The sequence below is a fragment of the Lysobacter sp. 22409 genome (assembly GCF_052045105.1).
In the GTDB taxonomy this organism is placed as follows: domain Bacteria; phylum Pseudomonadota; class Gammaproteobacteria; order Xanthomonadales; family Xanthomonadaceae; genus Lysobacter; species Lysobacter antibioticus_B.
The window spans coordinates 104595-118169 of the sequence record NZ_JBQEOE010000008.1 but is presented as its reverse complement, the minus strand read 5'-3'; the positions used below and the strand labels follow the sequence as shown (position 1 = coordinate 118169).

Sequence of the window (13575 nt, the reverse complement as noted above, 5' to 3'; positions counted from 1 at the left end):
CTCCTACAAGGGGGCGGTCCGCGGGCATGGCCCATGCCACCGCCTCCGATGACCCAGGCGTATCCTGTCGTCGGCCGACGAAGGATCGCCGCCCGTCCCGCCCCTTCCCCGAGCCCGCTGCGGCGAGCTGCCGCGCGACATCGCGCACCGGGAATCGGTCGGTGCCGATTCACCCCAACACCCGGAGAACACCGCGATGACCGCATCCCTCTTGCAACTCAACTGGCTGGCGATCCTCGCGGCGACCGCCTCGTCCTTCCTGCTCGGCGGGCTCTGGTACGGGCCCTTGTTCAAGAAGCGCTGGTGCCGCGAAGCCGGGGTCGATCCCGATGCCAAGCCCGGCCACCCCGGCCGGGTGTTCGCCACCGCCATCGCCTGCAGCTTCCTCGCCGCGCTGATGTTCGCGGTGTTCCTGCCGCCCGGCGCCAATGCCGCTGACGGTTTCGGGGTCGGCTTCGTGGTCGGGCTGTTCTTCGTCTCGATGAGCTTCGGCATCAACTACGCCTTCGCCCAGCGCAGCCTGATGCTGTGGATGATCGACGCCGGTTACCACATCCTCCAGTTCGCCCTGTACGGCCTGATCCTCGGCGCCTGGAAGTAACAGCGCCGGCCATAAGAGACCCGACGACCATGACCACGCTGCGCTGGTACTTCGACTTCATCTCGCCGTTCTCCTACCTGCAGTGGCAGAAGCTCAGGCCGATGGTGCGCGAGCGCGCGATCGAGCTGGTGCCGGTCGCATTCGGCGCCGTGCTCGAGGCGCGCGGCCAGAAGGGCCCGGCCGAAATCGTCGGCAAACGCGAGTTCACCTACCGGCACGTGCTGTGGCAGGCGCGGCGCGAAGGCATCGCCCTGCGCTTCCCGCCGGCGCATCCGTTCAACCCGCTCGCCGCACTGCGGTTGTGCCTGGTCGCCGGCTCCACCCCCGAGGCGGTCGATGCGATCTTCGACTGGATCTGGCGGCGCGGCGAGGCCGGCGACAGCGTCGAAGCACTGGCACCGGTGATCGATGCGCTCGGAGTCGAGGCCGAAGCGCTCGGCGCCGACGCAATCAAGGCGGCGCTGCGCGACAACACCGAGGCCGCCTTGGTGGCCGGTGTCTTCGGTGTCCCTACGTTGAGCATTGGAGATGAGTTGTTTTGGGGCAACGATGCCCACGACTTCGCTCTTGACGCACTGCAACATCCCGAATTGCTCGACGACCCGGAGATGCAGCGTTTGAAGCAACTGCCGGTGGGGATACGTCGCCGCGCCTGAACGACGCAAGCCCCGGAGCGCGCTCACGCGTGACTCATGTCTCAAAAAGGTATGCTGCGGTCCTATCCGATCACCACGCGCCCTACCCGGGGGGGAACATGCGCATTGGAATCGTCGTCGACTCCGCTTGCGATCTGCCGTTGGAATATCTGGAACGGCACGACATCCATCTGTTGCCGATCACCGTGCGCATCGGCCAGGCGGTACTGGCCGACCATCGCAACGAACAGGCCACCCTGCAATTCCTGCACACGCACCTTGCCGAGCGCGGTTTCGAGGCCGAGACCACGCCCTTCACCGTGCAGCAGGTGCGCGACCTGTTCGTCAGCCAGCTCGTGATCGATTACGACTACGTGTTCTGCATGACGATCACCAAGACCCGCAGCCCGGTCTACGAGAACGCCAATCAGGCCAGCTTCGCGATCCTCAACGACTACAAGCCGGTGCGTTCGGCGGCCGGCATCAACACGCCGTTCGCGTTGCGGGTGATCGACACCCTCAACCTGTTCGCCGCCCAGGGCATCACCGCGGTCGAAGCGGTGCGCCTGCGCGCTGCCGGCGAAGGCGCGCCGAAGATCCGCGCGCGTCTGGAGTATCTGGCCCTGCACACCCACGGCTATCTGATCCCGCGCGACCTCAACTACCTGCGCGCGCGCACCCGCGTGCGCGGCGACCGCAGCGTCAGCTTCCTCAGCGCCACCCTCGGCACCGCGCTCGACATCAAGCCGGTGCTGCACTGCAACCGCGGCGAGACCGGCCCGGTGGCCAAGATCAAGGGCTACGAGAACGCCGCGCAGAAGCTGTTCGAGTTCACCGCGCACAAGGCCCAGACCGGGCTGCTGACGCCGACGGTGTGCGTCAGCTACGGCGGCGAACTCGCCGAACTGCACGCCCTGCCCGGCTACGAGCGCCTGCGCGAAGCCTGCCGCAACAGCAACGTCGAGCTGTTCGAAAGCGTCATGAGCCTGACCGGCATGGTCAACGTCGGCAAGGGCGCGGTGGTGGTCGGCTTCGCCGCCGAGCAGGCCGACTTCAAGGGCTGAGCGGGCGCGGCTGGAGCGCCGATGCGGATGCGGCGGCGCCAAGAGCAAATCTCCCCAACCCCTCTTTTCCAAAGAGGGGAGCGGATTAGCTTTGCCGGGAGCAACGACACCTCGTCGACGCATTAGAACCGGCCCGCCGTCGCTCTTGCTTCGAAAGCAGCATCAGTTACACGAGGTCCACGGCTTCCATTCGAGAGCCGGCAGTTCGGCCCCGCTAGCCGCCAGCATCCCTTGCTTGCGCAGCGATGCAGCTCGAAAGAAGTTCATCCTCCCCGACCCGACGCCAGCACTCCCCTCTTTGGCAAAGAGGGGTTGGGGGAGATTTGCTTTGCTCGCACGGCATGGCGACAGCGACATCTCGCCATACCCCACCAAGCACGACTTTTAGCCCAGGTGTCGAGGCATGCGTGCGGGTTAGGCTCGAACCATCGTCAGCCCCAGGTAACCGCTTCGATGCCCAATCACCGCCTGCTCGCCCTTGCGCTCGCCAGCGCGCTCGCCGTCCCGGCCTATGCCCAGACACCGCCGCAACCCGCACCGCAGGACAAGAAACAGGGCGAGAAACAAGGCGATGCGCCCGCCGCCCAGTTGGAACAGGACGCGCTGAAACCCGCCGGCACCGATCCGGCGCGCGCTTCGGCGCAGACCGCCAAGGGCGTCGGCAAGCCCGGCGACAAGGACGAGAAGAAGTGGGACGTCTCGGCGCCGCACGGCCAGACCAAGACCGTGCGCTTCGACACCGACGAAGGCACCTGGATAGACCTGGACGTGTCGCCCGACGGTCGCGAAATCGTGTTCTCGCTGCTCGGCGATCTGTACCGGCTGCCGATCGGCGGCGGTCAGGCCAAGCGCATCACCAGCGGCCCGGCCTGGGACGTGCAACCGCGCTGGTCGCCCGACGGCCGCGAACTCGCTTTCACCTCCGACCGCGGCGGCGGCAACAACCTGTGGCGGATCAAGGCCGACGGCAGCAACGCCGTCGCGGTGACCAAGGAAGACTTCCGCCTGCTCAACAACCCGGCGTGGACGCCGGACGGCCAGTTCCTGGTCGGACGCAAGCATTTCACCGGCGAGCGTTCGCTCGGCGCCGGCGAGTTGTGGATCTACCATGCCGCCGGCGGCGGTGGCGGCCTGCAACTGACCAAGCAGAAGAACGACCAGCAGGACCTCGGCGAACCGGCGCTGTCGCCGGATGGCCGCTACGTCTATTACTCCGAAGACGTCAGCGCCGGCCCGGCCTTCCAGTACAACAAGAACGTCCACGACACCGTCTACGCGATCAAGCGCTTCGACCGCGAAACCGGCAAGAGCGAAACCGTGATCGGCACGCCCGGCGGCGCGGTGCGGCCGCAGCCCTCGCCGGACGGCAAGTCGCTGGCCTTCGTCAAACGCATCCGCGACAAGTCGGTGCTGCACGTGCTCGACCTGGCCAGCGGCGAAACCCGCCCGGTCTGGGACGGGCTGTCGCACGACATGCAGGAAGCCTGGGCGATCTTCGGGCCGTACGCGAATTTCTCCTGGACTCCCGACTCCAAGTCGGTGGTGATCTGGGCGCAGGGCAAGCTGTGGCGCGTCGGCATCGCCAGCGGCAAGCCCGAGGCGATTCCGTTCCAGGCGTCGATCGAACAAACCGTGGCCGAGCCGTTGCGTTTCGAACAGAAACTCGACGAAGGCCGCTTCGCGCCGAAGATGATCCGCGACGTCGCCACCAGCGCCGACGGCAAGACCCTGATCTTCCACGCCGTCGGCCATCTGTGGCGCAAGCGCCTGCCCGACGGCAAGCCCGAACGCCTCACCGGCAACGACAACCTTTACGAATACCAGCCCAGCTTCAGCGCCGACGGCAGCAAACTGCTGTACACGACCTGGTCCGACGAAGCGCTCAGCGCGATCTACGTCGCCAGCGCCGGCGGTGGCGGCGGCAAGCACCTGACCCAGGACAAGGGCTTCTACTACGGCCCGCGCTTCTCGCCCGACGGCAAGCGCATCGTCTACGCCAAGACCGGCGGCGGCGGTCTCACCGGCAGCCTGTGGTCGGCCGATCGCGGCATCTACGTGATGTCGGCCGACGGCGGCAAGCCGACCCGCATCGCCGACAACGGCGAAGCGCCGCAGTTCAGCGCCGACGGCAGCCGCGTGTATTACCTCACCGGCGGCGGCCTGAAGAAGAAGCTGATGTCGGTCGGCCTGCACGGCGAGGAGCCGCGCGAGGTCTACAACCTCAAGTACGTCGACTCGGTCAGCATCAGCCCGGACGGCAAGTGGGTGGCGTTCACCGAGCTGTTCAACGCCTATGTCGCGCCGCTGATGACCACCGGCAGCTCGGTCGAACTGAGCAAGGACAGTAAGGCGATGCCGGTCACGCCGGTCAGCGCCGACGTCGGCAGCTACCTGCACTGGGCCGCCGACTCGAAGTCGCTGCATTGGATGGTCGGCGATCGTTATTACTCGCGCCCGCTCAACCAGGCCTTCGCCTTCCTGCCGGGCGCGCCGGCGACGCCGGCCAAACCGTCGGCCGACGAACCCGGCGTGCGCGTCGGCCTCGACCTGCCGGTGTACGCAGCGCGCGACACCGTCGCTTTCACCCACGCTCGCGTGGTGACGATGCGCAACGCCGAGACCGCGCAGGAAGTGATCGAGGACGCCACCGTGGTGGTGCGCGGCGACAAGATCGAAGCGGTCGGCGCCAGCGGCGCGGTCGCGGTGCCGGCCGGCGCGCGCGTCATCGACGCCACCGGCAAGACCATCCTGCCGGGCTATGTCGACGTGCACGCGCACGCCGCGCATTTCGGCCAAGGTGTAGTCCCGCAGCAGAACTGGGCCTACTACACCAACCTCGCCTTCGGCATCACCACCATGCACGACCCCTCGGCGACCACCGAGTTCGTGTTCTCCGAAGCCGAGCTGCTCAAGGCCGGCAAGATGGTCGGCCCGCGCGTGTTCTCGACCGGCACGATCCTGTACGGCGCCGACGGCGACTTCAAGGCGGTGATCAACTCGATCGACGACGCCCGCAGCCACCTGCGCCGGATGAAGGCCAACGGTGCGTTTTCGGTGAAGAGCTACAACCAGCCGCGCCGCGAACAGCACCAGCAGATCAACCAGGCCGCGCGCGAGCTGGGCATGCTGGTGGTCGAGGAAGGCGGTTCGACCTTCAACCACAATATGCCGATGATCCTCGACGGCGTCACCGGCATCGAGCACAACATCCCGGTCGCGCCGCTGTACAAGGACGTGGTCGAATTGTGGCGGCAGACCGACGTGCGCAACACCCCGACCCTGGTGGTCAGCTACGGCGGCCTGTCCGGCGAGTACTGGTGGTATGCGCGCGACAACGTCTGGGAAGACAAGAAGCTCAACCGCTTCTTCCCGCGCGAAACCCTCGACGCGCGTTCGATCCGTCGCGAGACCGCGCCGGATTGGGATTACTGGCATGTGCAGGTCGCCAAGTCGGTGAAGAAGCTGCGCGACGCCGGCGTCAAGATCCAGGTCGGCGGCCACGGCCAATTGCAGGGCCTGTCGGCGAACTGGGAAATCTGGATGCTGCCGCAGGGCGGTTTCAGCAACTTCGAGGCTTTGCGCGCGGCCACCATCGACGGCGCCGACTATCTCGGCCTGTCCAAGCAGCTCGGTTCGCTCGAAGCCGGCAAGAAGGCCGACCTGGTGGTGCTCAACAGCAATCCGCTGGAGAACATCCGCGCAACCATCGACACCCGCTATGTGATGGTCGACGGGCGTTTGTTCGACGTCGATGCCGACATGGCCGAACTCGGCAATCTGGGCGAGAAGGCGCCGAACTTCTACTGGCAGCGCCATCGCGACGGCCAGACCTTCGGCATCGAATTCGGCCCGACCTCGGTCTGCCATTGCCCGAAGGGACATGGCCCGCACGAGGCGCACGCAGCGCACGAAGACTGAGGCGCGACCAGCGCGGCGGCGGAGCCGCCGCGCACTCTTAGTCGGAACTTCGGAACCAGCGCGGCGGCCCTGCCGCCCCGCGCACTTAGTCGGATTAACGCGGCGGTGCCGCCGCGCAATGGGCCAGGAACAGCCATTCGCCGGGACTCGGATCGGGATCCTCCGGGTCGCCCGGTTCGACCAACGTGCGCAGCATCCAGCCGCACTCGCCGAGCCATGCGCCGATCGCGCCGCGCTCGCAGCCCCAGCGGAACGGCTCGCCGCGCCGCTGCAACCAACCGCGCACCCACGGCCGTTCGCGCCGGAAGCGCGGCCGGCCACACCACGGTTCCATCGCCGTGGCGATCAGGATCGGATGCGGCAGACCCTGCGCCAATCCGCGCAGCAGGTGCTGCGCGCGCGCCGACGAGAGATACATCAGCACGCCTTCGGCCACGCACAGGGTCGGCCGATCGGGATCGAAAGCGGGATCGGCGAGGAGCGTGCCCAGCGCATCGTCGCGCTCCAGATCGGTCCCCAGCAGCCGCAAACGCGACATGTCCGCTTGCAACTGGCGCAACGCCTCGCGTTTGATCGCTACGCTATCGGTGCGGTCGAGTTCGAACACTCGCAGTATCGGGTGCCGCTGCGCCAGGCGCCAACCCAGGCCGTCGTAGCCGCTACCGAGCAACACCGCCTGCGCCGCGCCGTCCGCGCAAGCACGGTCGGCCCAGTGCGCGATACGCCGCTTGCGCCAGGCGTAGTGCCCGCGCAAGCCCGGCAGGGCCAGCGTTTCCAGCGCGCTCAGGCAGGCGCGCCCCAGCGCGCCATCGACGAGCCGCAACAGGCCGCGGCCGCTGGTACCGCAGCGCTCCAGGCAGGCCCGGGCAAGTTGCGCCTGCGGCGTCGATTCGACTCTGCCGTAACCGTGCTGCACGGTGGCGGCGGCGACCAGCATCGCGGTGGACACGTTGCTCATGGGCAGGCCGCTCATGCGCCGGCTCGCGCGAACAGCGCTTCGTGATGGCGGAACCAGTCGCTGTCCCAACGCCGGTCCGGGTCGAGCTCGCGCTTACGCCGCAGGAACTCGCGGAACTGCGGATAGGCTGCCTCGACCTGATCGCGCGTGGCATGGCGATGGTAGGTCAGGTAGTAGCTGCCGCCGCAGGCCAGGGCCTCGTCGATCAGGGCGCGGAACGCGACCGCGGCGGCGATGCGTCCGGCCGGATCATGGCGCACGTGCAGATTGAACACGATGCAGGCCCAGTCCTCGCGCGCCCAGGCCAGCATGCTGCTGCGTTCCGCGCACACCAGCCGCACGGTGCCGTAGATCGGCTGCGCGCGGTGGCGTCGCAGGCAATCGGCGGCCGCGGCCATGAATTCGGCCAGACGCGCGCGTGGCACGTACAGCTCGGTGATCATCTCCGAGCCGCAATGCCCCAGTGCCGCGTCGACGCTCGCGTGGTAGCCGTCCAGGTAGACGCCGGCCTGCTGACTGTCGGAGGCATAGCGCTGACCGTCGGTGGCCAGGTAGAAACCCGCGTATTCGGCGAAGGCACGGCTCGGCTCGGTATGCGCCAGGCACAGCAAGCGGGCGAAATCTTCGCCGCCGAGATGACGCGGTGCGGCGTCGGGTGCGGCGTCGGCGAGCGGCCGATAACAGGACGCGATACCCAGATCGAGGAAGTCGTCGCTGTTCGGGTCGATAGCGAATTGGAAATCGCCGTAGCTGCAACCCTCGGCGATCGCCGCCTGCAGATGCGGCATCAACTCGCCGACCCGCAGCAGTGCGACCTCGCGCCGCAGCACCGTGCGCGGCACCAGCCGCAGGGTCAGCCGCGCGACCAGACCGAACAGGCCATAGCCGCCGGCGGCGAGCGCGAACCATTCGGCATTGCGCTCGCGGTCGGCGATGCGCGCATCCCCGCGATGGTCGATCAGCACGATCGACTCGACGTCTTCGACGAACGGAGCGTAGGCCAGGCCGCGGCCGTGGATATTCGATGCGAACGCGCCGCCCAGGCTGAAGCCGTCGGCGCCGGTCTGCTTCTGGCGGATGGTCCAGCCGCGGCTGTTGCCCAGATGCCGCGCCAGCCATTCCAGCAGCGCCGGCCACTGCACGCCGGCTTCGACCGTGAGCAGACCGCGCTCGTCGTCGAAATCGACGATGCGGTCCAGTCCCGAAGTGTCCAGCAGCCAGCCGCCGGACAGGAACTGCTGGCCGCCCATGGCATGGCGCGCACCCACGGCGATGGTCGAACGGCCCAGGCGCGCGCAGTCGCGCACCGCCACGCAGGCTTGTTCCAGGCTGCGCGGCTGCAGCAGGCCGGCGACGGCGGTGCGGTTGAGGCCGGAGTGGACGTCGTTGAGGTGCAGGGTCGGCGCGGAGAGCGGTGCGATAGCGGCGGACATGACGGATACCGTTGACGAGGCCGGTCCACCTTGGCCGGCCGGTATCGAAAATCGCAACCCCGCCGGATCAGGTATCGGATTATGATCCCCGGCATCCCGACTGCCCGCACCTTCCCGCCATGGCCGAACGCGAACGCCTGCTCGCTGCGCTCAAGACCGTGCTCAAGGAACGCGGCTGGCGCTACGCCGACCTGGCCCGCGCGCTGGGCCTGTCGGAGCCCACCGTCAAACGCCTGCTGTCGAACGGACGCATCGACCTGGAGCGGCTGGAGCGCATCTGCGCCGTGCTCGACCTGGACTTCTTCGAGCTTGCACGCCGTGCGCGCGGTGCGCGCGACGAGACCCGCCATCTGAGCCCGAAACAGGAAGCCGAACTGGCGCGGTCGCCGCGACTGATGACCGTGTTCCACTTGCTTTGTCAGGGCTGGCGCACCGATGCGATCCGCGCCGGCTTCGGCCTGAGCGCGCCGGAACTCACCCGCCTGCTGGCGCGCCTGGACCGATTGGCGTTGGCGGAATTGCTGCCCGGCGACAAGGTGCGCCTGCGCGTGCCGCGCGATTTCTCCTGGCGCGACGACGGTCCCGTGCGCGCACGCTACCTGGGCGCGGCCAGCCGCGAGTTCCTGCTCGACGGATTCCAGTCGTCGGATGCTCTGCTGGCCTTGGACATCCGCGAACTGGGCGCGGCCTCGCTGGCGGTGCTGCGGCGCAAGCTGGAACGCCTGCAGGCGGAGTTCAAGGAAGCCGCAGAGCTCGACCTCAGCCTGCCGCCGTCGAAGCGGCGCAGCGTCGGCCTGTTGCTGGCCACGCGGCCCTGGGTCTATTCGCTGATCGAGACACTACGCAGCGAGTATGCGGACGAGCGCGATGCGCCCATGCAAGGCCGGGGCGGACGACGAGCCCGCGTAGCGGCCCGCTGAACGGACTGCCGCTTACTAACTGAACCCCGCGTGTTCACAAACCAACAATGTTCGCCGGCCTAGGCTAGCCGCATCCCCGCACGAGACGCCATGATGGCCACCCGTTACTACATCAGCCTTCCCGATGCGCAACGCGCACGCGGCAGCGACGCCTCGCTGTCGTTCACCGCGGTCAGCGCGGAAGGCTTCGCCGAGCAATTGCAGACCGCGCTGCGCAGCGACGGCTTGTTCGAGCGCTGGCGCGCGAAGCAGCCCGAGCCCGACGAGGTCGACCCCACGCTGGGCGCGACCGATCCGAATGCCTCGGCGCGCGGCGCTCAGCGCGATCTGCACGTGGAGTTGATCATCACCACGGGGCTGTCCGGCGCGATCATCAAGCATCGCCTGCGCCTGCTCGCCGGCAGCGGCTGGGAATTGCGCGACGTCACCGCCGCCTGAGCGCGGCGGTACCGGTATTCCCGGCGCCGTCGCGGTTCGCAACGGCGAGACCGGCTCAGCCGTGCAAGGCGCGTGCGTGATGCGCGATGTGCTCGCCGATGTAGCTGGCGATGAAGTAATAGCTGTGATCGTAACCGGGCCGGATGCGCAGTTCGAGCGGGTGCTTGGCGACTTCGCAGGCCACGCGCAGTAGCTCGGGCTTGAGCTGCGGCGCCAGGAATTCGTCTTCGCCGCCCTGATCGATCAGCAGCGGCAGTTTTTCGCGCGCGCCGCCGACCAAGGCCGTCGCATCCCAGGCCTTCCACGCTTCGCGGTCTTCGCCGAGATAGGCAGTGAACGCCTTCTCGCCCCAGGGCGAATGCGACGGCGCGGCGATCGGCGAGAACGCCGACACACTGCGATAGCGACCGGGGTTCTTCAGCGCGATCATCAAGGCGCCGTGGCCGCCCATCGAGTGGCCGCTGATCGCCCGAGCGCTGGTGGTCGGGAAATGCGCGTCGACCAGCGCCGGCAACTCGTCGACGACGTAGTCGTACATGCGGAAATTCGCCGCCCACTTCGGCCGCGTCGCATTGAGATAGAACCCCGCGCCCTGGCCCAGGTCGTAGCCTTCGGCATCGGGCACGCCCTCGCCGCGCGGGCTGGTATCGGCCGCGACCAGGATCAACCCGTGCTCGGCCGCGTACTGCTGCGCGCCGGCCTTGGTGATGAAGTTCTGCTCGGTGCAGGTCAGGCCCGACAGCCAGTACAGCACCGGGCAGTCTTCGTGCTCGGCCTGCGGCGGCAGGTATACGCCGAAGCGCATCGGGCAGCCCAGCGTGGTCGCGGTGTGGCTCCAGACTTCCTGGCGTCCGCCGAAACAAGCGTGCGATTCGATTTTTTCCATGGCGTCCTCGGTGGTCTTGTTGGCCTTCATTGGCCCCTGCGGGGCGCCTTCTCAGCCTTACGCTTGCGCCGCATGCTGGAGCAGGAAGCGTCCGCACTGATTCGCTTCCAGCTCCCTCTCCCACTTGCTGCGACCGCAAGAAGTGCAAAGCTGAGAGGGTTGGGTCAGGGCCGCTGCCTCACCGCCGCATCCCAACCTCAACGCAAGCTCGATCCGTTCGGATTGATCGCGCCGGCATCGGTGCGGTCGGGATAGTAAGCCTTCTTGTGCTCCAACCCATAAAACAGCAAGCCGTGCAGGCCGATGATCTCGTGCTTGGCCACTCGCTGTTTCCAGAGCCGTTCGAATACGGCATCCAGCCTGTCCGGATCGCCTCTGGCCAGCACTTCATCGATGAAAGCGACGTCCTGCCCGTCGGGAAACAAGCACCGGAAACCCTCGTCGTCGATCGCATACACGTCGTAGACGCAGTTATCGGCGCCGTCGACGACCTGGACGTGCTTCATCGCCGCGCTCAGTAGTGAATCACGGTCCGGATCGACTTGCCCTCGTGCATCAGGTCGAAGGCTTCGTTGATGCGTTCCAGCGGCAGGGTGTGGGTGATGAAGGGGTCGAGGTCGATCTCGCCCTTCATCGCCTGCTCGACCATGCCCGGCAACTGGGTGCGGCCCTTGACCCCACCGAAGGCCGAGCCGCGCCAAACCCTCCCGGTGACCAGTTGGAACGGACGCGTGCTGATCTCCTGGCCGGCGCCGGCGACGCCGATGATGACCGATTCGCCCCAACCCTTGTGGCAGCACTCCAGCGCCGAACGCATGACGTTGACGTTGCCGATGCACTCGAAGCTGAAATCCACGCCGCCGTCGGTCATCTCGACCAACACGTCCTGGATCGGGCGATCGAAGTCCTTCGGATTGACGCAGTCGGTCGCGCCCATCTTCTTCGCCAGTTCGAACTTGCCCGGATTGGTGTCGACGCCGATGATGCGCCCGGCCTTGGCCTGCACCGCGCCCTGGATCACCGCCAGGCCGATGCCGCCGAGGCCGAACACCGCGACCGAGTCGCCGGGCTGGACCTTGGCGGTGTTATGGACCGCGCCGATGCCGGTGGTGACGCCGCAGCCGAGCAGGCAGACCTTTTCCAACGGCGCCTCGGGGTTGACCACCGCGAGCGAGACTTCGGCGACCACCGTATATTCGCTGAAGGTGCTGCAGCCCATGTAGTGATGGATCGGCTGGCCGTTGTAGCTGAAACGGCTGCTGCCGTCCGGCATCACACCCTTGCCCTGGGTCGCGCGCACCGCCTGGCAGAGGTTGGTCTTGCCCGACAGGCAGAACTTGCACTTGCGGCATTCGGCCGTATACAGCGGGATCACGTGGTCGCCCGGCTTGACGCTAGTGACGCCCTCGCCGACTTCGACCACCACGCCGCCGCCTTCATGACCGAGCACGGCCGGGAACAGGCCTTCCGGGTCGTCGCCGCTGAGAGTGAAGGCATCGGTGTGGCAGACGCCGGTGGCGGTGATGCGCACCAGCACTTCGCCGGCGCGCGGCGGCTCGACGTCGATCTCGACGATCTGCAGGGGTTGTCCGGCGGCGAAGGCGACGGCGGCGCGGCTTTTCATGGCGTTCTCCAATGACGTCCCGTGTGGCGGGAGGGATGCGGTGTGCGGCGTCGCGGGCGGGCGACGCGGCGGTGTTCGATCGAGTCTCTATTTAAGGTACGAGCGCACCAACGCGGCGACTTCGTCGATGCTCGCGCTGCGGTTCTTCTGCGACGACGCGGCCTGGCCGAGTTCTTCGCGGATATGGCTTTCCAGCACTTCCGACATCAGCCCGTTGATGGCGCCGCGGATGGCCGCGATCTGCTGCAGCACCGCCGCGCACTCGCTGCCCTGCTCCAGCGCGCGCTCCAGGGCTTCGGTCTGGCCCTTGATGCGGCGCACCCGGGCCAGGACGCGTTTTTTCTCGGCGGGCGAATGCGGCATGCGGCACCTCGGCGGCCACGGCGGGCCGGTTACCATACTGGGGGATAGTATCAGGCACCGGGTGGATTTGGGATTGCCGATTTGGTCGGGCTGCGGGGCGGTGTCGCCCAGGGCTGCAGCGCGCCCAGGGTAGGAGCGGCGCGAGCCGCGACCGCCATGCCTCGATCTCGCATCGCTACCGAGGTCCTCCGTAGGGCCGGCGTATGTCGCGACCGCGCTGCGATGGTCTTGCCGCGCAGCGCTAAAGCAAGATCGGCTCAAGAAGAAGATCAAACGCCAAAAGCTTCCGCCACTAAAGCGGCGGGTTACTTTCTTTTGTCATAAGCAACAAAAGAAAGCTAACCAAAGAAAAATGCTTTTCTTTTGAATCACAGGCCCGCACGAGCGATGCCGACGCCGGTATTTTTCATACGGGACATCCCTGTCCCGATGAAAAACGGCGCGCATCCTTGCACGCCGCCCTCCGGGTCTTCTTCAGCCTTCGCGAGGCCTAGACTGCGCACAGCAACAGCAAAATCAGTATCGGCAGTTCAACGACCGCTGTTGCTGTTGCTGTTGCTGTTGCTGTTGCTGTTGCTAAAGAGCTTGGCGCAGCGACGAACTCGCGAGAACACCTGGAGACCCGGAGGGCGCCGCACAGGACGTGCGGCGTTTCTCGATAGGACAAGGATGTCCTATCGAAAAATCCCGGCGACAGCATCGCACTCGTGGCCTGTGCCCTTGCAAGGAGAGCCC

12 protein-coding genes are annotated in these 13575 nt (G+C 67.0%); 6 read left to right on the top strand and 6 right to left on the bottom strand.

Features of this window, described 5'->3' with window-relative positions; genetic code table 11:
* Positions 1-196: 196 nt before the first annotated feature.
* From ACTJJK_RS06495 to ACTJJK_RS06480, 4 genes are all read left to right on the top strand, one after another.
* Positions 197-601, top strand: coding sequence for a DUF1761 domain-containing protein (locus ACTJJK_RS06495; RefSeq protein ID WP_031370995.1), 405 nt, complete (start codon positions 197-199; stop codon positions 599-601).
* A gap of 29 nt (positions 602-630) precedes the next feature.
* Entirely contained in the window at positions 631-1257 is a 627-nt protein-coding gene (locus ACTJJK_RS06490) for a 2-hydroxychromene-2-carboxylate isomerase (RefSeq protein WP_223621449.1), read from the top strand.
* A gap of 98 nt (positions 1258-1355) precedes the next feature.
* Entirely contained in the window at positions 1356-2300 is a 945-nt protein-coding gene (locus tag ACTJJK_RS06485) for a DegV family protein (protein ID WP_440729797.1), read from the top strand.
* A gap of 453 nt (positions 2301-2753) precedes the next feature.
* A complete protein-coding gene (locus ACTJJK_RS06480; protein ID WP_440729796.1) occupies positions 2754-6218 on the top strand; it encodes an amidohydrolase family protein in 3465 nt (1154 codons plus the stop codon).
* A gap of 94 nt (positions 6219-6312) precedes the next feature.
* On the opposite strand, the gene ACTJJK_RS06475 is transcribed toward ACTJJK_RS06480, so the two are convergent.
* On the bottom strand, positions 6313-7191 hold the full coding sequence (locus ACTJJK_RS06475) for a class I SAM-dependent methyltransferase (protein WP_440729795.1): 879 nt from the start codon (positions 7189-7191) through the stop codon (positions 6313-6315).
* Positions 7188-8609 (bottom strand): FAD-binding oxidoreductase, encoded by a 1422-nt coding sequence (locus ACTJJK_RS06470; RefSeq protein WP_440729794.1) that lies wholly within the window; start codon positions 8607-8609, stop codon positions 7188-7190. Before ACTJJK_RS06470 ends, ACTJJK_RS06475 begins: the two co-directional genes overlap by 4 nt.
* 119 nt (positions 8610-8728) lie before the next feature.
* On the opposite strand from ACTJJK_RS06470, the gene ACTJJK_RS06465 reads away from it, so the two are divergent.
* Together ACTJJK_RS06465 and ACTJJK_RS06460 are read left to right on the top strand one after the other, a co-directional pair.
* Positions 8729-9529, top strand: coding sequence for a helix-turn-helix domain-containing protein (locus tag ACTJJK_RS06465; protein ID WP_440729793.1), 801 nt, complete (start codon positions 8729-8731; stop codon positions 9527-9529).
* A gap of 93 nt (positions 9530-9622) precedes the next feature.
* On the top strand, positions 9623-9967 hold the full coding sequence (locus ACTJJK_RS06460) for a hypothetical protein (protein ID WP_031370988.1): 345 nt from the start codon (positions 9623-9625) through the stop codon (positions 9965-9967).
* Positions 9968-10022: 55 nt separating this feature from the next.
* On the opposite strand, the gene fghA is transcribed toward ACTJJK_RS06460, so the two are convergent.
* The 4 genes from fghA to frmR all read right to left on the bottom strand — a co-directional run bounded on the left by fghA (position 10023) and on the right by frmR (position 12840).
* Complete coding sequence (gene fghA, locus ACTJJK_RS06455; RefSeq protein ID WP_223621501.1) at positions 10023-10853, bottom strand: S-formylglutathione hydrolase; 831 nt, start codon at positions 10851-10853, stop codon at positions 10023-10025.
* Positions 10854-11050: 197 nt separating this feature from the next.
* Complete coding sequence (locus ACTJJK_RS06450) at positions 11051-11359, bottom strand: hypothetical protein (RefSeq protein ID WP_223621455.1); 309 nt, start codon at positions 11357-11359, stop codon at positions 11051-11053.
* Positions 11360-11367: 8 nt separating this feature from the next.
* Entirely contained in the window at positions 11368-12477 is a 1110-nt protein-coding gene (locus ACTJJK_RS06445; RefSeq protein WP_440729792.1) for an S-(hydroxymethyl)glutathione dehydrogenase/class III alcohol dehydrogenase, read from the bottom strand.
* Positions 12478-12564: 87 nt separating this feature from the next.
* On the bottom strand, positions 12565-12840 hold the full coding sequence (gene frmR / locus ACTJJK_RS06440; RefSeq protein ID WP_031370984.1) for a formaldehyde-responsive transcriptional repressor FrmR: 276 nt from the start codon (positions 12838-12840) through the stop codon (positions 12565-12567).
* Between the last annotated feature and the right edge of the window lie 735 nt (positions 12841-13575).